General features: G+C 37.4%; 23 protein-coding genes and 2 pseudogenes. 15 read left to right on the plus strand and 10 right to left on the minus strand.

What is annotated here, in order from left to right; translation table 11 throughout:
* Positions 1–33 precede the first annotated feature (33 nt).
* From WKU26_RS07840 to lysS, 3 genes are all read right to left on the minus strand, one after another.
* The gene (locus WKU26_RS07840) at positions 34–1,383 is read right to left on the minus strand and encodes a glucose-6-phosphate isomerase (protein ID WP_340321550.1); all 1,350 of its coding nucleotides are present in this window, start codon (positions 1,381–1,383) and stop codon (positions 34–36) included.
* 12 nt (positions 1,384–1,395) lie between these two features.
* Positions 1,396–2,391 carry an NAD(P)H-dependent glycerol-3-phosphate dehydrogenase gene (locus WKU26_RS07845; protein ID WP_178265643.1) on the minus strand — a complete coding sequence of 332 codons (996 nt, stop codon included), beginning with the start codon at positions 2,389–2,391 and terminating at the stop codon, positions 1,396–1,398.
* Positions 2,392–2,483: 92 nt separating this feature from the next.
* Positions 2,484–4,214, minus strand: coding sequence for a lysine--tRNA ligase (lysS, locus tag WKU26_RS07850; RefSeq protein WP_340321551.1), 1,731 nt, complete (start codon positions 4,212–4,214; stop codon positions 2,484–2,486).
* 142 nt (positions 4,215–4,356) lie between these two features.
* Between lysS and WKU26_RS07855 the strand changes: the two genes are divergently transcribed.
* The 3 genes from WKU26_RS07855 to WKU26_RS07865 all read left to right on the plus strand — a co-directional run bounded on the left by WKU26_RS07855 (position 4,357) and on the right by WKU26_RS07865 (position 7,415).
* On the plus strand, positions 4,357–6,633 hold the full coding sequence (locus tag WKU26_RS07855) for a cation:proton antiporter (protein ID WP_340321552.1): 2,277 nt from the start codon (positions 4,357–4,359) through the stop codon (positions 6,631–6,633).
* A gap of 103 nt (positions 6,634–6,736) precedes the next feature.
* A complete protein-coding gene (locus WKU26_RS07860) occupies positions 6,737–7,003 on the plus strand; it encodes a hypothetical protein (RefSeq protein ID WP_340321553.1) in 267 nt (88 codons plus the stop codon).
* A gap of 10 nt (positions 7,004–7,013) precedes the next feature.
* Complete coding sequence (locus tag WKU26_RS07865) at positions 7,014–7,415, plus strand: DUF6232 family protein (protein ID WP_340321554.1); 402 nt, start codon at positions 7,014–7,016, stop codon at positions 7,413–7,415.
* An 81-nt stretch (positions 7,416–7,496) separates the two neighbouring features.
* On the opposite strand, the gene WKU26_RS07870 is transcribed toward WKU26_RS07865, so the two are convergent.
* The 4 genes from WKU26_RS07870 to WKU26_RS07885 form a co-directional block, all read right to left on the minus strand.
* The gene (locus tag WKU26_RS07870) at positions 7,497–7,910 is read right to left on the minus strand and encodes an RNA-binding S4 domain-containing protein (RefSeq protein WP_340321555.1); all 414 of its coding nucleotides are present in this window, start codon (positions 7,908–7,910) and stop codon (positions 7,497–7,499) included.
* Positions 7,911–7,919: 9 nt separating this feature from the next.
* Positions 7,920–8,483 (minus strand): aminoacyl-tRNA hydrolase, encoded by a 564-nt coding sequence (pth, locus tag WKU26_RS07875; protein ID WP_340321556.1) that lies wholly within the window; start codon positions 8,481–8,483, stop codon positions 7,920–7,922.
* 36 nt (positions 8,484–8,519) lie between these two features.
* Positions 8,520–9,116: a 50S ribosomal protein L25/general stress protein Ctc gene (locus tag WKU26_RS07880; RefSeq protein WP_340321557.1), complete on the minus strand. Its 597-nt coding sequence runs from the start codon at positions 9,114–9,116 to the stop codon at positions 8,520–8,522.
* 177 nt (positions 9,117–9,293) lie between these two features.
* The gene (locus WKU26_RS07885; RefSeq protein ID WP_340321558.1) at positions 9,294–9,668 is read right to left on the minus strand and encodes a DUF3276 family protein; all 375 of its coding nucleotides are present in this window, start codon (positions 9,666–9,668) and stop codon (positions 9,294–9,296) included.
* A gap of 175 nt (positions 9,669–9,843) precedes the next feature.
* Between WKU26_RS07885 and nusB the strand changes: the two genes are divergently transcribed.
* The 5 genes from nusB (at position 9,844) to WKU26_RS07910 (ending at position 13,243) form a co-directional block, all read left to right on the plus strand.
* Entirely contained in the window at positions 9,844–10,770 is a 927-nt protein-coding gene (gene nusB, locus WKU26_RS07890) for a transcription antitermination factor NusB (RefSeq protein WP_178265652.1), read from the plus strand.
* Positions 10,771–10,813: 43 nt separating this feature from the next.
* The gene (yajC, locus tag WKU26_RS07895) at positions 10,814–11,122 is read left to right on the plus strand and encodes a preprotein translocase subunit YajC (protein ID WP_178265653.1); all 309 of its coding nucleotides are present in this window, start codon (positions 10,814–10,816) and stop codon (positions 11,120–11,122) included.
* A gap of 12 nt (positions 11,123–11,134) precedes the next feature.
* Complete coding sequence (locus tag WKU26_RS07900) at positions 11,135–12,160, plus strand: YbbR-like domain-containing protein (RefSeq protein ID WP_340321559.1); 1,026 nt, start codon at positions 11,135–11,137, stop codon at positions 12,158–12,160.
* Positions 12,157–12,750, plus strand: a complete 594-nt coding sequence (coaE, locus tag WKU26_RS07905; RefSeq protein WP_340321560.1) for a dephospho-CoA kinase — start codon at positions 12,157–12,159, stop codon at positions 12,748–12,750. Before WKU26_RS07900 ends, coaE begins: the two co-directional genes overlap by 4 nt.
* Positions 12,751–12,826: 76 nt before the next feature.
* Complete coding sequence (locus WKU26_RS07910) at positions 12,827–13,243, plus strand: DUF5606 family protein (protein ID WP_340321561.1); 417 nt, start codon at positions 12,827–12,829, stop codon at positions 13,241–13,243.
* Positions 13,244–13,635: 392 nt separating this feature from the next.
* Here WKU26_RS07910 and WKU26_RS07915 read toward each other — a convergent pair.
* Positions 13,636–14,529 (minus strand): annotated as a pseudogene (locus WKU26_RS07915) (transposase); the annotation flags it as partial.
* A 1,404-nt stretch (positions 14,530–15,933) separates the two neighbouring features.
* Here WKU26_RS07915 and WKU26_RS07920 point away from each other — a divergent pair.
* From WKU26_RS07920 to WKU26_RS07950, 7 genes are read left to right on the plus strand one after another with little or no spacing between them, the layout of a single operon-like run.
* Positions 15,934–17,190, plus strand: a complete 1,257-nt coding sequence (locus tag WKU26_RS07920) for a hypothetical protein (RefSeq protein ID WP_340321562.1) — start codon at positions 15,934–15,936, stop codon at positions 17,188–17,190.
* Between the two features lie 15 nt (positions 17,191–17,205).
* A complete protein-coding gene (locus tag WKU26_RS07925; protein WP_340321563.1) occupies positions 17,206–18,267 on the plus strand; it encodes a hypothetical protein in 1,062 nt (353 codons plus the stop codon).
* A gap of 10 nt (positions 18,268–18,277) precedes the next feature.
* A complete protein-coding gene (locus WKU26_RS07930; protein ID WP_340321564.1) occupies positions 18,278–19,390 on the plus strand; it encodes a DUF5031 domain-containing protein in 1,113 nt (370 codons plus the stop codon).
* A gap of 44 nt (positions 19,391–19,434) precedes the next feature.
* Positions 19,435–20,565, plus strand: coding sequence for a hypothetical protein (locus WKU26_RS07935; protein WP_340321565.1), 1,131 nt, complete (start codon positions 19,435–19,437; stop codon positions 20,563–20,565).
* Between the two features lie 4 nt (positions 20,566–20,569).
* A complete protein-coding gene (locus tag WKU26_RS07940; RefSeq protein ID WP_340321566.1) occupies positions 20,570–21,478 on the plus strand; it encodes a hypothetical protein in 909 nt (302 codons plus the stop codon).
* Positions 21,479–21,485: 7 nt separating this feature from the next.
* Positions 21,486–23,513: a carboxypeptidase-like regulatory domain-containing protein gene (locus WKU26_RS07945; RefSeq protein ID WP_340321567.1), complete on the plus strand. Its 2,028-nt coding sequence runs from the start codon at positions 21,486–21,488 to the stop codon at positions 23,511–23,513.
* Positions 23,510–24,085, plus strand: coding sequence for a DUF3575 domain-containing protein (locus WKU26_RS07950; protein WP_340321568.1), 576 nt, complete (start codon positions 23,510–23,512; stop codon positions 24,083–24,085). Before WKU26_RS07945 ends, WKU26_RS07950 begins: the two co-directional genes overlap by 4 nt.
* A gap of 186 nt (positions 24,086–24,271) precedes the next feature.
* Here WKU26_RS07950 and WKU26_RS07955 read toward each other — a convergent pair.
* Positions 24,272–25,248 (minus strand): annotated as a pseudogene (locus WKU26_RS07955) (ISAon1 family transposase).
* Positions 25,249–25,266: 18 nt separating this feature from the next.
* The coding region (locus tag WKU26_RS07960; protein ID WP_340321569.1) for an IS4 family transposase at positions 25,267–25,951 on the minus strand (685 nt) is incomplete at its 5' end.

Here is a 25,951-nt window from a genome sequence, read left to right on the forward strand (position 1 = left end):
CTCTATCTCCATTCTTTACTATGTATTAATCTTTTATTTGTTTAAACGTGCCCGAATAGCTTTGGATGCTTCTTCGTATCCAGGTTTGTTGAGCAGTGCAAACATGTTTTTCTTGTATGCTTCTACTCCCGGCTGGTTGAACGGGTTAATTTCAAGCAGATATCCGCTGATGCCGCAAGCTTTTTCGAAGAAGTAGATCAGTTGTCCCAAGTAGTATTCGTTCAGTACAGGAACACTGACACGCAAGTTGGGTACACCTCCGTCTACATGTGCCAACTGTGTTCCCAATTCAGCCATCTTGTTTACTTCATCAACACGTTTTCCTGCCAGGAAGTTCAACCCGTCGAGGTTTTCATCATCTGCCGGTACGTGCAGTTCATGGTCAGGAGTTTCTACCGAAACCACAGTTTCGAAGATTGTGCGTTCTCCTTCTTGAATCCATTGTCCCATAGAGTGGAGGTCTGTTGAGAAGTCTACAGAGCTTGGATAGATACCTTTGTGGTCTTTTCCTTCAGATTCTCCATACAATTGTTTCCACCATTCCATGAAGTAATGCAATTTAGGCTGGAAGTTTACCAGAATTTCTATCTTCTTTCCGTTCTGATAAAGTTCGTTGCGTGTAGCTGCATACAGAGCTGCCGGATTTTCTTCCATGTTCGGGTTTGCGCAAACTTCTTCCATTTTGCGTGCACCGGCTACCAGCTGTTCGATATCGAGACCTGCTACAGCGATGGGAAGCAGACCCACCGGAGTAAGAACAGAGAAACGTCCACCTACATTATCTGGAATAATGAATGATTTGTATCCTTCTTTATCAGCAGTGATGCGGGCAGCTCCTTTCTTTGCGTCTGTTACGGCTACGATTACTTTACGTGCCATTTCTTTTCCGCGTTGTTCTTCACACTGTTTTTTAAGCAGACGGAATGCCAAAGCGGTTTCGGTTGTAGTACCTGATTTGGAAATATTGATTACACCAAATTTTTTGTCTTTCAGGAAAGAGGTCAGTTCGAACAGATAGTCTTCGCCGATGTTGTGACCTGCGAAAAGGATAGTCGGTTCGCCTGCTTTCTTTTCTTGCAGCCATGCAAAACTGTTCGACATCGCTTCTATTACCGCACGTGCTCCCAGGTAACTGCCGCCGATACCAGCTACTACAACTACGTCGCAGTTGTCGCGCAGTACTTGTGCTGTAGCTTTCAAGTCGGCAAGATGTTCTGGAGTGATAGAAGAAGGTAAATGTAACCAACCCAGAAAATCGTTACCCAGTCCGGTTCCCTGTTCCAATGTATCCATATAAGTCTTTACTTTAGACTCATAAGTTGTTAGCTTATCTTTAGATATGAAATCTAACGTTTTTTCGATGTTCAGTTTAATATTTTCCATAACGATCTATGTTTATCTGAATGAATCAGTTAGTAGTTTAATTTCAATCATAGGTGAGATTCGCTCATACAGGATATTATATACCGCATCTACAATGGGCATATTAACATGCAAGTGCTTGTTGATTTCCTTAATACATTTAGTGCCGTAGTATCCTTCGGCAATCATTTCCATTTCTATTTGTGCGCTTTTTACTGAATATCCTTTACCAATCATGGTACCGAATACTCGGTTACGGCTGAAGTTGGAATAAGAAGTGACCAATAAGTCGCCTAAATATGCCGAGTCGTTGGTGCAGCGGTTGATGGGGTGAACTGTATCCAGAAAACGGTTCATTTCTTGTAAGGCGTTCGAAACCAGTACTGCCTGGAAGTTGTCACCGTACTTTAAGCCACTGCATATACCGGCAGCTATGGCATAAACATTTTTCAATACAGAAGCATATTCGATACCTGTTACATCTGTATTGACGGAAGTTTTGATGTAGTGTCCTGCAAGTTGTCGTGCAAAGAGTTTAGCCTTTTCTATGTCTTTGCACCCTACAGTGAGATAGGATAATCGTTCTAATGCGACCTCTTCTGCATGGCAAGGACCTGCCAATACAGCAATGTTATCTTCAGGTACATCGTATACTTTGTGAAAGTAATCGGAGATAATCAGATTCTCGTCAGGAACGATACCTTTAATGGCTGTAACAATGAACTTATCCTTGATTTTAGTTTTTAGCTTTTTGAGGTGGGTCTTCAGATATGGAGAAGGAGTCACAAATATCAGTGTATCCGATTCGCGAACTACTTTATTGATATCCGATGAGAAATTGATGCGTTTGGTATCAAAACGCACACTCGTCAGGTAGGCTGGGTTATGTCCGAGGCGCTTGAACTCTTCAATGCGGTCGTCTCGGCGCATATACCAGTTGATTGATTCAGCTTGGGTAAGTATGATTTTGGCAATAGCCGTAGCCCAGCTTCCTCCCCCCATAATTGCTATTTTACCGGGTAATTTCATATTATATTGTTATAATGAAGAATGAAGAACGAAGAATGAAGAATAGGTAAAAGTTGTTCCATGGCTCTTCATTCCTCATTCTTCTTTTTCATTTATTGAATCTTTTGTATCCAGCTTGCTACTTCGTCCACAGTTGGATTAGTCAGTTCTAATTTGTATTTCTTATTTACACCGCAAATGTCTTGGTGTAATTTCTGTGGATTTACGTCTTTCATGTCGGAAACAAGATTGTATCCGGCTTTCTGAATAACAGGTACCCAGTCTTCTGCAATACCCAATTCGATGAATTTAGCTGGTGCATCTTTCGGAATTACCTTTTCCGGACGCATCTGTGGGAAGAACAATACTTCCTGAATAGTGCTTTGGCCTGTCATAAGCATAACCAGACGGTCCATACCGATACCCATACCAGAAGTAGGAGGCATACCGTATTCCAATGAGCGTACAAAGTCTTTGTCGATGATCATTGCTTCATCATCACCCTTTTCGCTTAAGCGCATCTGTTCTTCAAAGCGTTCAAGCTGGTCGATTGGGTCGTTCAACTCAGAGTATGCGTTACACAATTCTTTTCCGTTTACCATCAGCTCAAAACGTTCGGTCAGTTCCGGATTGTTGCGGTGACGTTTGGTCAGCGGTGACATTTCAATCGGATAATCGGTGATGAAAGTAGGCTGGATGTAGTTGCCTTCGCAGAATTCGCCGAAGATTTCATCAATCAACTTGCCTTTACCCATTGTGTCATCGATTTCCATATTCAGTTTCTGACATACTTCACGAATCTGTTCTTCGCTCATGCCAGTCAAATCATATCCGGTAAATTCTTTGATAGAATCCAGCATGGTAACACGTTTGAACGGAGCCTTGAAGTTGATCAGATGTTCGCCGACCTGTACTTCTGTGGTACCGTTTACGTCCATACAGATTTTCTCAATCATATTTTCTGTAAAGGTCATCATCCAGTTGTAGTCTTTGTAGGCTACATAGATTTCCATACAAGTAAACTCTGGATTGTGTGTGCGGTCCATACCTTCGTTTCGGAAGTTCTTTCCGATTTCGTATACACCTTCAAATCCACCTACGATCAGACGCTTCAGGTACAATTCGCTGGCAATACGCATATACAAAGGAATATCCAATGCATTGTGATGAGTAATAAACGGACGTGCTGCAGCTCCTCCGGCAATAGACTGCAGGATAGGAGTTTCTACTTCAATATAACCTTTAGAGTTGAAATATTCGCGCATTGAGTTGTATACTTTGTTGCGTTTCAAGAAGATATCTTTCACACCATCGTTTACAACCAGGTCTACATAACGTTGACGGTAACGTAATTCCGGATCTTCGAATTTATCGTATGCCACTCCATCTTTGTATTTTACAATTGGAAGTGGTTTGATTGATTTTGATAATACTGTCAACTTTTGAGCATGGATGGAAATTTCTCCCATCTGTGTGCGGAATACAAATCCTTCAATACCTACGAAGTCTCCTAAGTCGAGCAGACGCTTGAATACTACGTTGTATAAATCTTTGTTTTCATCCGGACAAATATCATCGCGGGTGATATATACCTGAATACGACCTTTAGAGTCTTGTAACTCAATGAAAGAAGCCTTACCCATTACACGGCGCGACATGATACGACCTGCTACCGAAACCTTGCGAGGTTCTGCTTCGTCCTCTTTGAATTCTGCTTTTATATCGGTAGAGAATGCATTGGTTACATACTCTGCTGCAGGGTACGGATCGATGCCCATCGCTCTCATTTCATTCAGACTGTTACGTCTGATAATCTCCTGTTCACTTAGTTCTAATACGTTCATTTGTTGATATATTAACTCAATTTGGTTACAAAATTAAAAAAGTTTTTGCAAAGTACCTCTAAATAAGGCTACTTTTTGCCATGGCATACTCATTATTAAATTAATTCGCTATTTTTGTATGGTATTATAATTTGTGTGTATCATGTCGCATTTAGCTCCATTGATTAGTGACCTGGCACTGATTCTGATGTGCGCCGGTTTGATGACTCTTGTTTTTAAAAAACTGAAACAGCCATTAGTGTTAGGGTATATTGTTGCTGGATTTATAGCCAGTCCGCATTTTTCACTGACTCCTTCGGTAACGGATACTGCCAATATTCAGACTTGGTCGGATATTGGAGTTATCTTCCTCTTGTTTGCATTGGGATTGGAATTCAGCTTTAAGAAAATGATGAAGACGGGAGGTTCGGTTGTGATTTCTGCATGTACCATTATCTTGTGTATGATTGCTGTAGGAATTTGTGTGGGCTGGGCTTTTGACTGGAAACGTATGGACTGTATTTATTTGGGAGGAATGCTGGCCATGTCGTCTACTACCATTATTTATAAAGCTTTTGATGATTTAGGTTTGCGTCAACAGAGGTTTGCTGGATTAGTGTTGAGTATCTTGATTTTGGAAGATATATTGGCTATCGTACTGATGGTAATGCTTTCGACAATGGCGGTGAGCCAGAATTTTGAAGGGGGAGAAATGGTAGGTAGTCTTGTCAAGTTGGTTTTCTTTTTGATATTATGGTTTGTGGTAGGTATTTATTTGATACCACTCTTTTTGAAAAAAGTTCGCCAGCTGATGAGTGATGAAACTTTGCTGATTGTAGCACTTGCTCTTTGCTTTGGAATGGTTGTATTTGCGTCTAAGGTGGGTTTTTCACCTGCTTTTGGGGCTTTTATAATGGGTTCTATTCTTGCTGAAACAATAGAATCTGAGCATATAGAAAAATTAGTGGCACCTGTCAAAGATTTGTTTGGGGCTATCTTTTTTGTATCGGTGGGAATGATGGTTGATCCTCATATGGTGGTAGAGTATATTGTACCTATTGTGGTGATAGTATTAGCGATCTTATTAGGGCAGGCTGTCTTTGGAACAATGGGAGTGCTGCTTTCCGGGCAGTCTTTGAAAACTGCCATGCAGTGTGGTTTCAGTTTAACCCAGATCGGTGAATTTGCATTTATTATTGCCTCTTTAGGGGTTAGCTTGAATGTAACCAGTCATTTTCTATATCCTATAGTAGTGGCAGTATCGGTTATTACGACTTTTCTTACTCCTTATATGATACGTTTGGCTGTTCCTGCCTATAATTGGGTGGATCGTACAATGCCAGAAGGAGTCCGGACCTTTTTGGAGAGGTATTCTACTGGTTCGCAGACCGTACAGCATGAAAATAACTGGAAGAAATTATTGGTTGCAATCATGCGTATTGTTTTGATTTATTCGGTGTTGTCTGTGGCGATTATGGGATTGTGTTTGCATTTGGTGGTACCTTTAATCGTTTCGGCTTTAGGTGATTTTTGGGGACGTTTATTAGGGGCTGTGGTGACGATATCTGCAATTGCTCCTTTCTTGCGTGCTTTGATCATGAAGAAAAATCGTTCGATTGAATTTAAGGCTTTGTGGTCGGATAGTCGTTTTAATCATGCTCCGTTGATAGCTGTAATATTGCTTCGGGTAGTAATTGCTACAGGCTTTGTGGTATATATCATTGAATTCTTGTTTAGAGCATCTGCTGCTTTGATGGTAGGTATTGCGGTTTTGTTGGTGGTTGGAATGGTTTTCTCTCGTTTCTTGAAAAAGAGATCTATTGGTCTTGAGCGTACTTTCGTGCAGAATTTGCGTTCGAAAGATATTCATAAAGAATATATTGGAGAAAAACGCCCTGAATATGAAAGTGGATTATTAGATAGAAACTTGCACTTATCAGATTTTTCTGTACCTGCTGATTCTTTGTGGGCTGGTAAGACATTACAGGAATTGGACTTGGGGCAGAAATATAATGTGCATGTCGCATCGATTATTCGAGGAACTCATCGGATAAATATTCCAGGAGGAAGAATTCGTATTTTCCCAGGAGATACTTTACAGGTTATCGGTACGGATGAACAGTTATCTGTTTTTGCTCATTATGTAGGGCAGGTTTCTGATGCATTGGGCTATGAAGATGCTGAACAGCATGAAATGGTGTTGAAACAGTTTAAGATTCCTGAAGTTTCGCCTATTGCAGGTCATACAATTAAAGAAAGTGGTATACGTAACGAATACCGTTGTATGGTTGTGGGGATAGAATCGGAAAACGATAAGCAACTTTGTTCTCCGAATGTCAATCGGCGTTTGGAAGTAGGGGATATTATTTGGATTGTCGGAGAAAAGAGTGATTTGCAACGTTTGGTAATGGCTGAGGTGAAATGCACTTCTTTGGGCTGAAACGGAAAATAGATGTAAAAAAATTGTATATTAAAAAAGGTTTTATATCTTTGCGATTGTAATATTTATTAACGGATTTGTTTAACCTTTAACAAACTGTATTATGGCAACTGAAAATCAAAATGTAAACGTAGTAGTAACAAAGTCTCCTAAAAGTGTAGGTATTGCAATTGCTTTATCTTTATTCTTTGGCCCATTGGGTATGTTTTATTCTACAGTATTAGGAGCTATTGTAATGATTATTGTAAATCTAATTGTTGCCCTTTTGACCTTTGGTTTTGGCTTGATTATTACTATTCCTATTGGTGTTGTTTGGGCTGCAATTGCTGCAAATTCACACAATAAGAAATTAATGGCAGGAAAAATCTAATTAAGAAAACATGGTAAGAGCGGACTTATATTATGATAAAGATGGTGTAAAAGTTACATCAAAAGAGTTTATACTAAATAGTTCGCGCTATAAGCTATCTGACGTAAATGCAGTTTATGTTTCAAAGCGTGCTAATTATCGGAGATATCCTATTACGTTCGGAGTATTATCTTTTTTCTTTGGCATTTTGATGGTGGGAGGATCCATGGGGGTTGCTTTGTTTTTCTTTCTGTGTGGCTTAATTATGCTTATAGTGGCTATGCGGATGAAAACTCAATATGCTTTGCGCCTTCGCATTGGTTGGGGGGAGACAATTCCATTGATCTCTACCGATCCTTATGAATTGGAAGAAATCAGGAAGGCTATTTGGGCTTCAAAGAATAATCTTGAGGAAGAGAAAGAAAAAGAATAGAAAGCTGATAAAATATAAACTGGAAAAACAGAAAGAGGCTAAATGAAATACATTTAGCCTCTTTCTGTTTTTATTTGGACTTTATTCTTCGTTATCATCAAAGTCAAAATCGTCTATATATTCGGGAGTGAAAAACTCATCTAAATCTCGACGATCTTTTTTGGTGGGCCTTCCTGTACCTTTGGCACGATTGACAAAGCCACTTATTTTACTCATCTCTAGCAGTTCGTACTGGTCTGGAGTTGTTACGTTTTCCATAATTTCAGGAACAAGCTTTGCTCCAACACGCTTTTCTATTGCTTGTATAACTTTGAATGAATAGGTGATAGGCGGTTTTTTTACCTGTATAGTATCTCCAGGTTTAATCATGCGAGCCGGTTTTGCTTGGGCACCATTAATATAGATTCTTCCTTTTTTGCAAGCTTCAGCTGCAATGGTGCGGGTTTTAAAGATTCGGGCAGCCCACATCCACTTATCTATTCTTGCTTCAGGCATAATGCTCGTTTATTTATTATTGTATTGATTCATGGTGATGTTTAATCCGGCCAGACAGAAGCTTTTTATTATTTCTCCTGCAGTTTCCAAACGTTCAGGCATGAGTTTCATATCTTCTTCTCCAAATTTTCCCAATACGTAATCTATTTGCCCTCCTTTTGGAAAATCATTGCCTATACCAAAACGTAGTCGGGCATAGTTTTGTGTACCTAATGTCGCCGCTATATGTTTTAAGCCGTTATGACCTGCATCGCTTCCTTTCCCTTTTAAACGTAAACTTCCAAATGGTAATGCTAAATCATCAACAATAATCAATACGTTTTCCAAAGGAATTTTTTCTTGTTGCATCCAATATCTTACAGCATTTCCACTTAGGTTCATATATGTGGAAGGTTTGAGCAGGAGTATTTGTCTTCCTTTTATGGAGAGGGTAGAGATCGCTCCGTAACGTCCGTCCTTAAAAACAATATTGGACGCCTTAGCTAGGGCGTCCAATACCATAAATCCTATGTTGTGACGGGTATTTCGGTATTCTTCACCGATATTTCCCAGTCCTACAATCAAATATTTCATTGAAAGGGATTTTGTGGTTTAGGTTACTGAAAATGATTATTTATTTGCAGCAGCCTGAGCTCCACGAGCAGCACGAGTCAATTTAACTGCGCATACTACAGCTTCTTTTGCATTCAGAATCTGCAAACCTTCGTAGTTCAATTCACCAACTTTGATAGTCTTACCCAAACCTAAGTTTGTTACGTCTACAGTCAAACGTTCAGGGATGTCATTGTACAATGCTTTAACTTTCAGTTTACGCATCTGCAATGCCAATTTACCACCGGCTTTCACACCTTCAGCCAAACCTTCCAATTTTACAGGAACTTCCATTACGATTGGGTTAGCTTCGTCAATCTGCAAGAAATCAACGTGCAGAATAGCATCAGTTACAGGGTGGAATTGGATATCTTTCATGATAGCATTTACTACTTTGCCATCAATGTTCAAATCTACTACATAGATATGAGGTGTGTATACCAATTTGCGCAAACCTTCTACTGTTACAGTGAAGTGAGTTGCAACTGGTTTGCCGTTTTCGTCTTTCTGGATACCATACAATGCACATGGTACACCATTTTCTTTACGCAAGCTGTGAGTTGCTTTTTTACCTGTCTCAGTTCTTAAAGAACCTTTGATTTCAATTGATTTCATTGTTTTTAATTTTTTTTGTGTTACTCTAAATTAAGTGTATCTATTGCTTAATTCACCATCACACGATGTGGTATATCACACGATGAACTTAAAGCGGCGCAAAGGTAAGAATAATCTTTTACTTTGACAAGTGTTTTTAATCTTTTCTAAATTAAATACTTTGTGTATAGAGCTTATTTAAAACTCAATGTCAATTTTTATTGCATCTGAGTTTACAGCTTCATGTTCTTCATCCTCTTTTTTATGAGGTGCCAGTGATGAAGTATTCCCCTGTCCTTGTTCTATGTATTGAATTGTTTCCTGCAAGCCATTCATGAATTTCTCGAAATCTTCTTTATAAAGGAAAATCTTATGCTTCTCAAAGCTTATTTGAGATGCTTCCCCTTCTCCAGATACTATTTTTTTACTTTCAGTAATAGCTAAAAACATTTCGTCTTTTCTGTTTTTCTTGACATCGAGGTAATAGATTCGTTTTCCTGCTTTTATTGCTTTTGAAAAAACAATGTCTTTATCATTTTCGTTTAGTCCATTTTTCTTTTTTAAATCTTCCATAAGCTTGATTCCTTATTAAAAACGCCTTCAAATTTGATGATTTTTTTGAAAAATACAAAAAAACGAGTATAAAAATAAAGTCTATGGATGATTTGCATAAAAAAGTTCTCTATCTTTATGCAGATATAAAGGAAAATATCTATTTTTGCACTCTCAAATATATGGAACAAATAGTATGATTAACAGAGTTCTTATTCGTCTGAAAATAGTTCAGATAATTTATGCGTATTATCAGAACGGTGGTAAAAATTTAGATACTGCAGAAAAAGAGTTGTTCTTCAGTTTATCTAAAGCGTATGATTTGTATAACTATCTCTTGCTTCTCATGGTGGAGGTTACGAAGTATGCCAGCAGGCGGCTGGATGCAGCGAAAAATAAACTGGCTCCTACCAAAGAGGATTTGTGTCCTAATACCAAGTTTGTAGAAAATCGCTTCATTGCTCAGCTTGAAGTCAACAAGCAGCTGAATGAGTTTGCTTCTACCCAAAAGAAAACTTGGGAGAATGAGGGTGACTTTATTAAAAATCTGTGTGAGCAGATTATGCAGAGCGATATATATAAGGAGTATATGGAGAGTGAAACCTCTTCGTATGAAGAAGATCGTGAAGTATGGCGCAAGATTTACAAACGTATTATTTTCAACAATGCAAGATTGGATGAAGTGTTGGAAGACCAGAGTTTGTATTGGAATGATGATAAGGAAATTGTTGATACTTTTGTATTGAAGACCATCAAACGTTTTGATCCTAAAAACGGAGAAAAGCAAGAACTTCTTCCTGAGTTTAAAGATGAAGAAGATCAGGATTTTGCACGTCGATTGTTTCGTCGTACTATCTTGAACGCGGATTATTATCGTCATTTGATTAGTGAAAATTCTAAGAACTGGGATTTGGATCGAGTAGCTTTAATGGATGTGGTCATTATGCAGATTGCTTTGGCTGAGATATTGAGTTTCCCTAATATTCCAGTGAATGTATCATTGAATGAATATGTAGAAATAGCCAAGCTATATAGCACTCCAAAGAGTGGCGGCTTTATTAATGGTACTTTGGATGGAATAGTTAATCAATTGAAAAAGGAAAACAAGTTGACAAAAAATTGATATATTTGTGCGCTATTAAATAACTAATTATTAAGAAAAACCTATGAATCTTTTAACTGTATTATTGCAGGCTCAAGCTGGAGGAGATTATTCCTTCCTTATTATGATGGTAGCCATTTTTGCTATCATGTATTTTTTCATGATTCGTCCACAGCAGAAGAAGCAGAAAGAAATAGCTAACTTCCGTAAAAATCTGGAAGTAGGACAGTCTGTTATTACTGCTGGTGGTATTTATGGAAAAATTAAGGAAATTGAAGATAACGCCGTTGTGGTAGAAATTGCGCCAAGTGTGAAAATCAGAGTAGATAAAAACTCTATTTATGCAGATGCGCAGGCTCAGGCAAACAAATAAAAATCTATTAATATGTTCGATGTAAAGAACATAAAAAGATATTATCGGTTTGGATTTCGAAGAATCAGAAACTTCTTGCTTAGCTCTAAAAGCAGGGAGTTTCTGGTTTTTTTGTTTTTTGTATTGGTCTCTTTTGCTTTTTGGCTTTTACAGACTTTAGATGATGTATATCAGACCGAGTTTAAAGTTCCTCTTCGGTTGAAGAATGTTCCTAAGGAAGTAGTGATAACTTCTGAACTTCCCGAAGAAGTTCGTGTTCAAGTCGAAGATAGAGGAACTGTTCTGCTAAATTATATGTTGGGGAGAACATTCTTTCCTGTGACTTTTGATTTTTCTGATTATATGGAAGCCGGTACTCACGTACGTATTTCTACGTCGGAATTATCGAAAAGAATATCCGCCCAGCTTAATGTTTCTACTAAACTGCTTTCTATTCGTCCGGATACACTCGATTTTATCTATACGAAAGGTAAAGCCAGAAAGTTACCGGTTCGTCTTCGGGGAGAGATTACCCCAGGGAGACAATATTATATTTCTCATATCGGCTTTCATCCTGATTCGGTTATTGCTTATGCGCCAGATGGAGTGCTTGATACGCTGATAGCTGCTTATACACAAGATGTGCGTTTTGAATCTGTGAGTGATACTTTAGCACAGCGTGTAAAACTTCGTCGTATCAAGGGAGTGAAGTTTATTCCCGATTACAATGATATATCTGTGTATGTAGATATGTATTCGGAGAAAACCGTAGAAGTTCCTGTGATAGGTATTAACTTTCCTGCCGGTAAGGTGTTGCGTACCTTTCCTTCTAAAGTAAAGGTTACTTTTCAGGTCGGATTGAAGAATTTTAAGTCGGTAACGGCAGATGACTTCTTTATAGGAGTTGCTTACGAAGATATCAAGAATGCCAAAGGAGAAAAGTTACCTTTGATGATAAGAAAAGCTCCTAATAGTGTCAGTCATATCCGTATACAGAATTCGGATATAGATTATTTGATAGAACAACAGGTTGTAGTGGAGGAAGGAGATAAAGAATGATTCGTTTGGGAATAACTGGAGGGATAGGTAGTGGAAAGTCATATGTATCCCATTTGTTAGCAGAGACTGGTATTCCTGTCTATGATACTGATTCGAATGCGAAAAGACTCATGATGGAACATCCTTCTATTCAGAAACAGTTGGTAGAATTGCTTGGAACAAATGTTTATGTGGAAGGGCGCTTGAATAAACCTTTACTTGCAGAATATCTTTTTTCTTCTTCTGAGAATGCATCCCAGATTAATTCAATTGTACATCCGATAGTGAAACAAGATTTTCAAGAATGGGCTTTACGTCATTCGGGTGCTGAGGTTGTTGTTATGGAATGCGCTATTTTATATGAATCGGGCTTTGATAAGAGTGTCGACAAGATACTGATGGTATATGCTCCCGAAGAGATTCGTCTGCAAAGAGCTATGCAGCGTGATGGTGCTACTGAGGTACAAATACGCAGCAGGATGGCGGCTCAGTTTTCAGAAGAGGAAAAGCGAAAACGTGCCGACTTTGTGATAATCAATGATGGAGTCTGCCCTTTGTGGTCTCAGTTGCAGGAAGTGATTGGTAAACTGACTACAGAAAAGGGAAGATAATGTTGTATATATCGTCTGTGAATTGTATTTTTGCCGCTATCTAAAATTAAAAACAAATAATAATATTATTACTCGTATGTTGAAGACTATTTTAGCTATTTCAGGTAAACCGGGATTATATAAACTGGTTTCTCAGGCAAAGAATATGCTGATTGTAGAAACAGTAGATGCTGCTAGAAAAAGAATGCCTGTGTATGCCAGCGATAAAGTGATTTCTTTAGGCGATATTGCTATGTACACAGACGATGATGAAGTACCTTTGGCAGATGTATTGGAATCTGTAAAGAAGAAAGAAAATGGTGCTGTTACAGCTATCGATTATAAAAAAGCATCTGTAGAAGAGTTGAATGCTTTCATGGCTGAAGTTTTACCTACTTATGATCGTGATCGTGTTCATACCAGCGATATTAAGAAACTTATTCAGTGGTATAATTTGTTGGTATCAAACGGAGTGACTGAATTTGTAGAAAAAGCAGAAGAAACTGCGGAATAATAAAACTGGTTTTTAGGAAACTTGTAAAGAATATTCTTGCTGCACTGCTGTTGTTTGGGGTATTCATTGGATGGAAAAACAGCCGACTGATTCATGTGAAAAACGCTTTTGAATCAGTCGGCTGTGTTTTGTGCTTTCATATATTTCTCGAAAATACGGTATTCAGTGTAAAAAGGAAAAATAATAGGGACATTCAGTAATGTCTCTACCATATAATATGGCATATGAAGTAATTATGTTTTATCATCTTCATATGCCATTATTATTGTCATTTTTCCGTGCTCTCTCACATAATCTTATCCGGCAGGACATGATATTCCGGAAGAAATCTGATGATCTCTTCTGCCCCTTGTGAATAAAATCATGTCATGCTGCTTTAGCAGTTTTATTCCTGATTTCGTCTCCTTTCCTCTTGCGATAGGACGTACATAATGACGGTCGATGCTGACGATGCGGTCACTGATCTTCCTGCCTTCAAACAGTTCCTTCTCCTGTACAAGAACCTTTCTGATTATGGAAAGGCGTTTCTGATAATCCTGTGTATATCTGAGTGATCTCCCGTACTCCTTATGAATCTCATCCCTCTGTACGATGAGCTTTTCAAGGAGTCTGATCATACGGCGCTTGAGCATCCGTGTTCTTGAGACCTTCCTCTTTCTTTTCTTGCAGTATGAAAGATAGGACTCTGACACATCCGCATATTTGTTACGGGGACGCCTTATCCCAAGATCCATACAATGACGGCAGATATGCCTGTAAAGCCATTCAATACTTTCCCAAAGCAGTTTCATGTCTGTAGGAAAACGCATGTGGCTTTCATAACACGTGGCATCAGTCATGCACACGTGAAGGTTCTCAAGATATGGTTTCCAGTGGGAGGCCAGTATCTCCTGAAGGGAGTCAATATCAAGACGGGATGCTATCTCATTGCGGATGGCGCTGACTATCTTGTAGTTGGTTATGGGAAAGGCCGGATCTATCATGATTCCGCAGAACATCTGGTAATGTATGTTCCCGTTAAGATGTTCCACCAGCTGTCTGTCGGAGAATCCGGTATACGCCTTCAGGACCATGAGGGCAATCTTAGCCGAAGGGCTGAAGATATTCCTGCGTCCCAGACGCTGTTCCGACAGGCCTACGGCTTTTGCCATACGGTCAAACGGAAACACCGAGTGAAGCCTGCCAAGCTCACTCTCATTAAAACTCTTGCGATATTTTTCCAGAATATCAAATTCTGTAAAACCCAAAGTAGGGTGAATTTCTGAAATATTTTGTATCTTAGCCATATCTTTGTTGGGGTATTTCCCCCGTTTTGGCTGCCAAACCTTATTTTCGGGGGAATACCTAAAGATACAAAAAAGCCAACTAATTCGCAATACTTTGTGTATGAATTAGTTGGCTAATTTTTTATTATTTACTGAATGTCCCAGTAATAGATGTGGAAGTCGTCTCTTTGGAATGAGACGGATGTCTCATTAGAGTGAGACGACTGTCTCATTAGAGTGAGACGGTTGTATCATTGGAAAGAGACGGCTAAAAAGATGGAAATAAATAGGAATATCCAGTAAATAATTTGAGTTTGAAGTGGAAATCAGAAAATAGGCAGTTTTCTGTCGTTGATAAATTTTTCATCAATAATTGGTTTAATGTTTGTGGGCATGCTCCTTGTAGTAATACTTGAGGTATCGGAAGTCTAAGGGGGGATGACAAGAGTAGTCATGGTTTTATTATAGTTCATTCGATTTGACTTATTGTATTGTTCTGTTTATTGTCTTTGGGTATATTCTCTTTTCTGTTGTAGTACAAAATCCTTGCAAGAACCATAGTTGTACAACAAATCTCTGTAACTTTGGAAATATGAAGATAATTGTTTTTCTGTTATGATTTAGAACTCTAAATTTAATTTTTTGTTAATATAACTCTAATTGTCAGAGGGTGTATTTACGGTTGTTCTGAATTCGTGTTGAATGTGTCTTTTAAAATTTTCGGGCGATTATGTCGTATATTTTTGTAAAAAAGAATGCAATTTATTTGTATTCTTTTTGTATTATACTTACTTTTGTCTTGTAAAAATAAATTGTTTATATTATTTGTGTTGGATAGTGACTTGTTGAAGATAAATTTCAGATAAGTTCTAACAATAATATAGATAAGTTCTTTGAGAAGTTTGTCAATGGTATATCGATTCATGAAGATCAGTCTCTGTATGTATACTTGTTAGAACATGCTTTTATTGAGAGTGTTTAACTGCTAATAACTTACACTTTCTGACTAAAGAAAATACTGCTTGGAAGGTAGTCTGATGATATATATGAGGATGTTGATATTATAGTTCGTTCACTTTTTTGAGGTTTTTCTTGGGTGTTGATTTGGTAGAGGCTTTTTTAATAAAGTTTATGGTGGGGCAGTCTTTTTGTATAATCTTTTTATTATTGTTTGCTTCTTGCTTGTTTGGATATTGTTGTTGGTAGGTTTGTTTTATATATTTTGTTGATTTTAAATCAGGATTGAGAGTTGTTGTAAAAGATAAATTACTATATTTGGGCTATTGTAAGATGTTTTGCAATAAAAATGTAAATTGTTTTAGTATCTGGGATGCTTTTAGAACTGATAAACTATTGATTCTATAATTGGTATTCTGCTTGAAATTTTTTTGATAGTATGCGTCTGATAAATTTTATATTAATAATATGAAAAAAAATGGTTTTTACTTATTGGTGCTGTCTGTATTGCTGCCAATATTTATTAGTTGCGAGAATAATGAACTCAATTCAGAATTTGAGTCAAGTAAGGATGTGATAACTGTTAGATTTACAGGAAAGGTTGTTAATCAGTTGTCGAGTCGTGCTTCTCAGGATGAGGCATCGTTGAAGGAACTGTGTATTGTTGCTTACCGTAAATTGGAAAATGGTAAATATCAGTGCGCGGGATTTAAGAATACTTCAGTTGCGTCTGATGGGAATGAATTTACATGGAGTGACTCCGAATTTAGGCTGAATGTAGGAGTTTATCGTTTTTTGGGTTTTTATAATGTCAGTCAAAATAATGCCCAATTAGATTTGGCTTTTAATACTGATATGGCAGCAGAAAAGACATGGCAGGAAATATTGGACGCTGTAATAATTTCCAGAAAGTCTGTAAATACCGAACTGAATGTTAATGAAATTTTTGCAGGAGGTAGCTCTGATAATAATCCGGAAACAGAAAATAATGCTATAGCTGAAGATGTAGATTTATCTAAAAACTCCGAAGATAATAAAGTAATAGTTAATCTTGTCCTTTCCCGTATCAATTCACGTATAGATTTCCGCTTTCTTAAATTCTCTCCTAAAGAAGCTCCAGGAAGTGATATGGAACAATGCTACCTTACTTCAGATTTTAATATTTTTGGCCCCAAAGGAAATCTTAAGAGTATAACAACTTCAACAAGTAATGCTTCTGACAAATGGACTTGGGGACAGCTTGAAAGTGCTTCTTTTACTGCCTTGCATCAGTCTACTACTCAAGGTGAAACTAATGTAACATTAGGTACATTGTTTAGAGAAGGAGGTAATGCATCGACCGATTTCCCTAATGGAGATGCAGACAAAGATAAGTTGGAAAATATTCCGGCAGAAAGAATAGCGCAAGGTGCTGCTTATTATAAAGGTGTTTATATTTTGCCGTTTGTTAATGTGGAGTCGAAGACCTTTGATCTTAAAGTTGAGTTGAAAGGTAATGGTTTGGATGAACCGGACGGTGTACTTGGTGAGGAACAGACACGCTTGTTGGAGGCTGATGGAGTTGCTGCTGAATCTAATAAAGTTACTGTTGTTACATTTAAATATCGGGCATCTGGTAATGATCCTGATGATAAAGAAAATATTTTTAATCCGACTATTACATATGAGGTTATAATAAATACTGTGTGGAATGGTATTATAAATGGTCCGAGTATTGATGTCTGATTTATTTATTTTATTATGATTAATGATTCCCTAAAACGATATGCAATAGGCTTGTTTTCTTTAACAAGTCTATTGTATTCATGCCATAATCAACTTGATGATGGTGTATTGTCTCGTTCTGTGCTTATATCATTTAATGTTCCTGTAGCTACGCCTTCTTCATCCCAGACAAGTTCTACAGATGATTTGAATGCATTGATATTTAAAAAAACTCAAATCCAAGGTTTAGAAACGGTAAGATATATCCCGGTTACGGAAACTTGGCTTTCAGACCAAAATGAACGTTATAAAATGCAGTGTCAGCTTGAGACAGGAAGCTATCATTTTTCCCTGTCAAAAGGATTAAATATTGTAAATGATTTCGTAGAAGGAAACCAAGGTGAACAATGTTATTGGGTGTTGGATGATAAACCTCGCGCTTCCATTGATGACTATGCGGTACATCATCCAATAAATGATGACAACACATTGAAGGAGTGTAAGACTGAGCTATATCTTAATACAGAGGATGTTAAAATATTGCAGCTAATCAATTCCAACAAATCAGGTGAAATAGAATTATATCATGCACAGGGGCGTCTTGACATGGTTTTCGTCTATAAAGGAAAAAGCACCGAAACTTCTCCGTTTGCTAGTATTGAAACTCTTGATCTGGAACTGAATGGCTTGAATGCTTCATGTAAATTTAGTGGTGAGTCAATTGAACTTGCAGGTAAAACTGCAAAATTCTGTCAACAACTGAATGAAGAGAATTTTAGTGTATTTGAGTTGGAGGATTATAAAGAAGAATTTCAAGATTTGAACAATCTTCCTTTAACAGATTTGGCCGGAAATAATCAGAAGCGGATAAAAAAATGGTTTTTCTTTCCAAGCTCATCTGTTGATGGTAAGTTGAAAGTTATTTTTAAGAATGGCTATTCACAAGAGTTTGAATTATCGGACTTAAAATTGCAACGTAATTGGGTGACATTAATAGTAGTAAACATAACCGAAGAACATTTGTCATTATCTCCCGATGGTATAGGCTCTGCTCCATTAGGTGATGGAGGTGAAAATGATAGTGGTTTTTGGAATTAAACGAGCGTTTATGAAACAATTGTATTTATATGGAGTAAGTATTATATTCTTGATCTTATTTTTAGTAGGTTGTAGTAAAGATCGATCTTTGCTTTCATCTGGTATGAATGGAAGTAGAGTAGAAATGTTTCCTGAGCTAGAAGGTAGCTTTAAAGACGAAGCAATAGCTAAGACCTTAAAATATAAAATTTATTACTTCAGAACACAAGCTAAAGTGACTAACCCCGAAACAGAGCCTTCAAGTCAATATTATTATATTGAAGACTTTGAGACTGATTGGATGGATTATTCTAAGTTTAGTAAATATATTATTAATATTACTCACGATAGCTTAGATACTTATGACTATCGTCTTGTAACGATTGCTACTCCGGCTTCTCAGGCCGAAATAGAATTTTTCTTTCCTGAAAATTTAGAAAATAAAACTCTAAATAATTTATCTGTACGAAGAACTTATAATGCAAATCAAGAACCTTACCCCTTGTCTTTACATAATTATATTGGGACAGGTACTATTACGAGTTCTGCCATTGAAATGGGAAAATTGCCTATAAATTTTAAACGAGTTGTCGGTCAGTTGGTATTTGATATTTGCAGATATGATGAACATGGAAATCCGCTGGATGTAGATATGGATTTTAATTCTACACTTGATAGGGTTTGTAATATAACGGCAGAAATCTCAAACTATACACATTCTCTCAGTTGGGATTTGTTGCAATCCAATGTTGTGAATGGAACAGAAGTTTGTAGCTATAATTTATCAGATGTTTTGATGGAAGATAGCTATAAAATTGATTGGGAAAAGGCTGAAACTTCATTGATAATAAGTTCTTTGTCTTTTAGAGGCGCCACTCGTTTTTGGGGACCTTATTTATTGGCAACTCCATTGGAAAACAATACGATGAAAGTTAAGTTGACATTTAAGTATCATGATACCTATGTTCCTGGTGGGGAGCAGACAACTAATTCTATAGAACTTAAACTGCCGAGTAGTGGAAAAACTCTTCCAGTACAATCAAATACATTTACCAGAACAACAATAAAGATTTTACAAAACAGAATTATTGATGTAAAGGAGGATTTAGGGGGAATTACAATAGACCCCTCATTCCCTCAATAATAGATTTGAAAGACTAACTCAACTTGCAATTAAACACTACTGCCATGGTAAAAAAGAATTTGTTTATAATAATCAGTTTTCCGTTGCTGTCTGTATTGTGGAACGGATGCACTCAGGAATATCTTCCGGAAGAAGAAGATTTTGAAGGTATAACTGTACAGTTTGGACTTAATGAGGGGCTTTCAGGATTAGATAATGATACAGAACTGATACCTATGTCAAGAAATGGAAAATCGGCTTTTAATAATTTTATTCTCAAAAACAGCGAGTTGAGAATTTATCGGAAAATTGAAAATAGTTATATTATTCAGCAATTGGACTATCAGAACTATCCTGATTATCCTGAACCCATATCAATAAACGATACACATAAATTCAGTTTAAGTGATTTTGGATTGAAGGATTCCTATGTACTCCAGCCTGGGGAATATAGAGCTTGTATCTTACTGAATGGTCCCTATTATCTCTTTTCGCCTAACCTGATAGGAAAATCTGTGCCTGTTATTAGTGGACCTGATAAATATATTGGAACCAATAGTATGCGGGAAGCATATTTTTCCTTTGTAGACTTTGAAGTTAAAAAGGGAAGTCAGCTTGATGGGAATGTTGCATCTCGTTCACCCATTACTTTCCCTACTTTGTCTCGTAAAGCTATTCCGGTACGTATAATATTAAAGTCAAATATAGAGAACTCTACAATTAAAGAATTCCAGCTGGGCTGTAAGGTTATTTCCAATCACACGATACCTTATGCTTTGGATACTGATGGAAGTTATATTTATGAGGATACTGCGGGTGAGATGAATATTACACGTATGAGCTATTTGTATAAAGATAAAGCGTCGGAATCAAATCTTTTCTTTCCATATTATGGCGATTCTAACAAAGATCATTTAACATCATTCTTCGTTTTGCTGCCTGATAAAGATGTTCCTGTTAATCTTAATATTGAAATTTATTCTCTGTCAACAGAAGGTGTAAGTCTTGATATTGATCCAATAAATGTAATAATCAAAGACGATAAATGTATGACTATTGTATTGGAATTGGATCAGCAACAAAAGTTATTGAATGCTACAGAATATTTATTGGAACAAGTGAAAACTGATTGGAATAGGAATCATTCTGAGGTTCCATTTGATTATTTAGAATATAATTTAATACAAAATAGTTGAAAGAATGAAACATAACAAGATAATACATTTGTTCGTATTCATACTGGCAGGAATATTTTTAAGTGGGTGCTGGCATGAGGATTTAAGTGAATGCTGGAAAGGAGATGTAGTTCTTTCCATTACAGCCGAGCGCTTTGGAGAGCTTCCTGATGGCCCATCAGAACCGGAATTAGGAGTAAAAGTAAAAACATTACAGTATTATTTGTTTGATAAAAATGACAATATTATAGAATCCGGGAATGTTAATAATTCATCATTTTCTGGTGATCATTATGACCTTCGATTTACGGATTTGGCATTTGGAGATTATGTGCTTGCACTTACAGCCAATTCCGATGCACCTGTTAGTAATCCTGATTCGTGGAAAGCGGTAAAACTTTTTTTTCCTGAGGATTTCAAAGCTGATTATTTTACTGCATTGTATGATTTTACACTTAATTGTGAGTGTGGTTATGCTGATTTTGTAAAACTTTATCGAAGTAAAGGGCTTGTACAGGTATGTTTAAAAAATCTTCCATCTAATATTACACGTGCGCGTGTAGATATTAGTCCGGTTTCTTCTGTTTGCCTACCGGATACGACTTATCAAGGCAGTACAAGCGTTTGGAATGAAACTTCTATAGAGTTGAAAGAAAGTACTGATGATGCTGTCATGTTGAGTATGGATGCTTTCCCTGCTTCCAGTGATAGTCATACGGAAGTTATACTAACACTTTATATGGAAGGAAGTCAAGGTCATGAGGTAGTAGCACTACACACCACGCTTACTAGCGAGCTGCATGTGTTGCGTAACCAAATGGTAGGAATTAAAGTAGATTTTAACCATAGTATTATTACTACACCCACTATCAATATTGTTATCAACCCAGATTGGGATGGTATTAATGGAGATACAGATGTAGATATAGATTAAAAATGATATGAAACATTATATTTTTCTTTTTCTGTTGTTATTAATAACGGCATTTCAAACTTTTGCAGGTAACCTTGGCAAACGTCTGATTCAAGGGGTAGTTATTGATGAGCATGGACGACCGATTAGTGGTGCTACTATTACAACTTCGTACTCAAAAGAGCGTGGAGCAACAGGTAGTGATGGTAAATTTACTATAAATGTAGCCGATAAAGGGACATTGTATATTTCCTGTGTAGGTTATGAAAAACAAGCGGTACGTATAAGCAACCAGAAATCTTTGACTATCAAGATGACTTCGTCAAATATTCTGCTTCCAGAAGTTACAGTAACTTCAGTGCTGAAAAAAAATATGAAATTTGTATTTGAACCATCTGAGTTGGAAGTTATCAAAGAACAGTTGTTGTTAAAAACTCGTTATAGAGTACCGGAACAACGTTTTCATAAGGACTCTCGAATGATAATTCAGCCATTTTTGGTAAATTTCAGTCGTAATAAGCGTACATCATTTACTCCCATGGTTTACGATGGTGTAAATTATGATATATTGGTGCGTCGTGGCCATTCGTGTGGTGATCCTGAAGAACAGAAATATTTTTCAAAATTTGCTCAAGTTGTTGATGGCTTTGATTCAAGTCAATTAATTACATATACCGATACTTGCCAAATGGATGATGTCAATGACCGTTATGCAACTGAGGTATATATTAAGATTAAAACATTCTGTGAAGATGAATATCAAGATACATTGACTATTGCTAGGGGGATAATTTATCCGATGCGATTCTTTGATTTTAATGCAGCTTCTTTTGACTTGGATGATAGCTATGCTCCTCGTCAGCAAGCATTGAATTTTAATGAAAAGGGGGAGATGCATTTACGTTTTCGTCCTAGTGAATATAAAATATTTGAAACAGACGGAAGAAATGGCTTTGAGTTAAATAAATTCCGAAAACTCTTAAATGATATACATAGAGATTCGACAAAAAAATTGACATACTTTAGCATTACAGGTTATGCTTCTCCTGAAGGATCTTATAAAATGAATGAAAAACTTTCAAGTAAGCGCGTAAAAAGTGCATTAGAAGCGATATTAAAGAAAATCCCTGATAGCTCAAAATCAGCAAGTCAGGCTCGTTTTGAATCTGAAGGGATTGTTGTTCCTTGGGATACTATTTATGCTGCAATGTTGCGAGATAGTTTGATAAAAGAGAGTGCTGAACTGAAGATGCTTTTACGTCGGGCACGTGGAAATCATGATGAAGTTTCGTGGGCTTCACGTCGGTTGAAGTGTTATCCTCTTATTAGAGATAAGTATCTTCCACGTTTTCGTAGGGTGGAATACAATTATGAATATACAGAGTACAGAACCTTGAATTTTAATGAAATTGATGAAATTTACTGTCATAACCCATCAAATCTGACTGCAAGTGAATTTTGGAGATATATACGTGGGCATGCAGATAGCTCTACAGAGGAGGTTGAAAGACTTATGCGTGAAGCTTTAAAATATCATCCGGATTTGATGATTGCAGCTAATAATTTATCGGCACTGCTGAATAGAGAACATCGGGCTGATACGACACTGCTGCTGCCTTTTTTGAGAGATGATGCACCTATTGAGATAAAGGTAAACCATATTGTAGCTCTTTTACAGAAGCGTAACTTTGAGGAGGCAAACAGGCTTAGTCAGACTTTGCCTAGGATAGAAAAAACTCGGGCTGTTTTGGCTATAGCAGATGCTATGAATGGGCGTTATGCAGAAGCTTACGAATATTTTGCTGATACGAACAGTATAAACAAAGCTATTCTGTTGTTGAGTCTTCGTAGAAATCAGGAAGCATGGGACTTTCTTAAGGAACTCCCTGACTCTTCTGCAGAAGTCGATTATGTTCGGGCTATTACTGCTAACCGTCTGAATGATATAAATACTGCGATTCTGTACCTTCATAAAGCTTTGGCTCAAAAGCCGGAATTACGTAAAATAATGGAAATAGATGGTGATATTTTGGACTTAAAGGATTTTATAGAATGACAACAAAACAAACTATACAGGTATCTAATAAGATACTTTTCTTATTTCTCTTCGTTGTAATGCTGTTGGGTGGTACAAAGGAAGCTTTTTCACAGCATATTGTAGTTAAGACAAATGGTCTATCTTGGCTTATGCTTGCACCGAATATAGAAGGTGAAATTAAGTTGTCTGAAAAGATGACTGGAAGTTTGTCACTGAACTATAAACCATGGCATGTATTGTCTGACAATAGAAAAGTGATGGGTATATGTATTCAACCGGAGTTGCGGTATTGGTTCTGCCAGACTTATTATCAACATTTTATGGGTGTTCATTTGAATTATGCAGATTATAACGCAGGATTAAAGAAGAAGCGCTATCAAGGTAATCTTTATGGGGTTGGATTAACTTATGGTTATCAGATGATTCTGTCAGATAGGTGGAACTTGGAATTTAGTGTCGGTGCTGGATATGCGCGGATGAATCACGATGTCTATGACCGTCCCAAATGTGGTGCTTTTCTGGGAGCGGAAAAGAAAAATTACTTTGGTTTGACTAAGCTAGGTGTAAGCCTTGTTTATATTATCAAATAAGATAAGCATTCGGTAAATTTCAGGTATTAAATTGTTATATACAATATAGGGGTATTCGCTGAATATCCCTATGAGAAAATACAGAAAATGGCAATAAAAATGGCATAGAAGTGATTATACTTTGTCGTCTTTATATGCCATTGTATTTTCTAGGGACATTTTCGGCTCACCCGATTTTTAGTGGGGTTAGGCATAAACTTTCACCAACCTAAAGAAAAAGAACTTGATATCAATGACTCCCCTAAGTTGTACCCTGAACTGTTTGATTTTTGCATTGAACGATTCAGCAAATGCATTCGTTGACCTGTTATTGAAAAAGTTAAGTACTTCATCATAGTGCTCATACAGGGTCGATGCAATGACATTGAAGTTTTTAAATCCCGAAGAGTCTACCTTGTCATACCATCTGGCCAATGAAAGCTGGCTTTCATCCTTTGTTCTGTTTCTATTAAAGATCATTCTCAAGGAATGGGTCAGTGAATAGGCTTCCTTTATATCCGGATATAGCTGGAATAGTATAGATGCCCGTAATTTGGGCTTTGTGTCCATTTTTCTGATGACTTGAACAGCAGGTAACGGTTTCTGGCCAGCAATTGTTTCTTTGTGTCTCCATTAGCCAATGTAACAGGATTGTGTTCCTTTCCGCAATGCCTGGCTTCCTCCATGGTATCGGCTCCTTCCTGTATGGCGTCTCACCGGTGTGCTATCCTTATTTCCTGCAGAGCATCATATGCCAGTTTCTGTACATGAAACCGGTCTATTGTCCGACTGGCTTTCGGAAAGCAGAGACGTACAATGAGGTTCATGCTATTGGAAAGGTTCATGGTGACTTCCTTTACCATGGAGCGTAGATTTTCAGGAATAAGTTTCAGCGTATCAATAACATCCTGTGTCTTTACACCTTTCACCAAGGCAACCAGGCTTCCTTTTCCACCACGAGCTTCCGGATTGGACACTATGGTATAAAGCTCACCGTTACTTATGGCCGTCTCATCTATACAGAGCCTTTTGCCGATATTTTTGGGGAAGACAAGCCACTCATCAGCGTGAGAAAGTTCACTCCACTGACGATAACCACTTACCCCCTCCTTGTATTGCTTTTTATTGCTGTCCGATAAAATCGATTGTAAATAAAAAATTTTGCTCGACCATTGTGCATTCAATGGTCGAGTCTTGTTTTGTCATTCTAAGCCCCGTTCAAAGATAGACAGCTGATAATCTTCTTCACGATCTATGTTTAAGAGTGTTTGCCAATCTTTTTCCGGGTGATTAAACAGATTGTAGAAGTTCGCATAATACATAAGCGTAATCCATATCATGGTTGCAAGTCCGGAGAAACTCCATGAACGTATGAGTTTTTTTTTCATTATCATAAGCAGCAGATTAGCTATAAGAGTTACCCAAATCTGTATCTTGATGGCATTTGTACTTTTTCCATAGAAGTATTTCAAGGGGAAGTTCTGCTTTATCTGCTTGAACAACAGTTCTATCTCCCAGCGTTTGCGGTAAATTTCTATAATCTCGTCTGGATCTGATTCCATGTCGTTTGTGAGCAATGAAACCAGTTTGTGCTTTCGGGTATCGGCATAGGTAATGATACGGACATGATAAGTCAGGGTTTCGCCACCCTTCAGTACCTTTGAGAACGTGACATGTTGTATCCGTACTTCCATAAATCCTTCTGCAGCCTGATACATACAATCCTCCAGAACAGAGTATTTCAGGTATCCCTTCATTTTTGTCACATACAGCACTCCTCTCAGCGTGAGTGTTTCCAGCATCTCATAGTTAATGTATGCGCGGTCCATGGCAATTATGTCTCCTTTGTTCAGCGTTGACGGCCTTAACATGAAGGAATCGTTGGTT

The sequence above is a fragment of the Phocaeicola sp. HCN-40430 genome, from assembly GCF_037890285.1.
GTDB lineage: Bacteria > Bacteroidota > Bacteroidia > Bacteroidales > Bacteroidaceae > Phocaeicola > Phocaeicola acetigenes.

Excerpts from the sequence above, each read along its gene's own strand:
- WKU26_RS07840 (WP_340321550.1), bottom strand. The coding sequence starts at position 1,383 with ATGGAAAATATTAAACTGAACATCGAAAAAACGTTAGATTTCATATCT.
- WKU26_RS07845 (WP_178265643.1), bottom strand. The coding sequence starts at position 2,391 with ATGAAATTACCCGGTAAAATAGCAATTATGGGGGGAGGAAGCTGGGCT.
- lysS (WP_340321551.1), bottom strand. The coding sequence starts at position 4,214 with ATGAACGTATTAGAACTAAGTGAACAGGAGATTATCAGACGTAACAGT.
- WKU26_RS07855 (WP_340321552.1), top strand. The coding sequence starts at position 4,357 with ATGTCGCATTTAGCTCCATTGATTAGTGACCTGGCACTGATTCTGATG.
- WKU26_RS07860 (WP_340321553.1), top strand. The coding sequence starts at position 6,737 with ATGGCAACTGAAAATCAAAATGTAAACGTAGTAGTAACAAAGTCTCCT.
- WKU26_RS07865 (WP_340321554.1), top strand. The coding sequence starts at position 7,014 with ATGGTAAGAGCGGACTTATATTATGATAAAGATGGTGTAAAAGTTACA.
- WKU26_RS07870 (WP_340321555.1), bottom strand. The coding sequence starts at position 7,910 with ATGCCTGAAGCAAGAATAGATAAGTGGATGTGGGCTGCCCGAATCTTT.
- pth (WP_340321556.1), bottom strand. The coding sequence starts at position 8,483 with ATGAAATATTTGATTGTAGGACTGGGAAATATCGGTGAAGAATACCGA.
- WKU26_RS07880 (WP_340321557.1), bottom strand. The coding sequence starts at position 9,116 with ATGAAATCAATTGAAATCAAAGGTTCTTTAAGAACTGAGACAGGTAAA.
- WKU26_RS07885 (WP_340321558.1), bottom strand. The coding sequence starts at position 9,668 with ATGGAAGATTTAAAAAAGAAAAATGGACTAAACGAAAATGATAAAGAC.
- nusB (WP_178265652.1), top strand. The coding sequence starts at position 9,844 with ATGATTAACAGAGTTCTTATTCGTCTGAAAATAGTTCAGATAATTTAT.
- yajC (WP_178265653.1), top strand. The coding sequence starts at position 10,814 with ATGAATCTTTTAACTGTATTATTGCAGGCTCAAGCTGGAGGAGATTAT.
- WKU26_RS07900 (WP_340321559.1), top strand. The coding sequence starts at position 11,135 with ATGTTCGATGTAAAGAACATAAAAAGATATTATCGGTTTGGATTTCGA.
- coaE (WP_340321560.1), top strand. The coding sequence starts at position 12,157 with ATGATTCGTTTGGGAATAACTGGAGGGATAGGTAGTGGAAAGTCATAT.
- WKU26_RS07910 (WP_340321561.1), top strand. The coding sequence starts at position 12,827 with ATGTTGAAGACTATTTTAGCTATTTCAGGTAAACCGGGATTATATAAA.
- WKU26_RS07920 (WP_340321562.1), top strand. The coding sequence starts at position 15,934 with ATGAAAAAAAATGGTTTTTACTTATTGGTGCTGTCTGTATTGCTGCCA.
- WKU26_RS07925 (WP_340321563.1), top strand. The coding sequence starts at position 17,206 with ATGATTAATGATTCCCTAAAACGATATGCAATAGGCTTGTTTTCTTTA.
- WKU26_RS07930 (WP_340321564.1), top strand. The coding sequence starts at position 18,278 with ATGAAACAATTGTATTTATATGGAGTAAGTATTATATTCTTGATCTTA.
- WKU26_RS07935 (WP_340321565.1), top strand. The coding sequence starts at position 19,435 with ATGGTAAAAAAGAATTTGTTTATAATAATCAGTTTTCCGTTGCTGTCT.
- WKU26_RS07940 (WP_340321566.1), top strand. The coding sequence starts at position 20,570 with ATGAAACATAACAAGATAATACATTTGTTCGTATTCATACTGGCAGGA.
- WKU26_RS07945 (WP_340321567.1), top strand. The coding sequence starts at position 21,486 with ATGAAACATTATATTTTTCTTTTTCTGTTGTTATTAATAACGGCATTT.
- WKU26_RS07950 (WP_340321568.1), top strand. The coding sequence starts at position 23,510 with ATGACAACAAAACAAACTATACAGGTATCTAATAAGATACTTTTCTTA.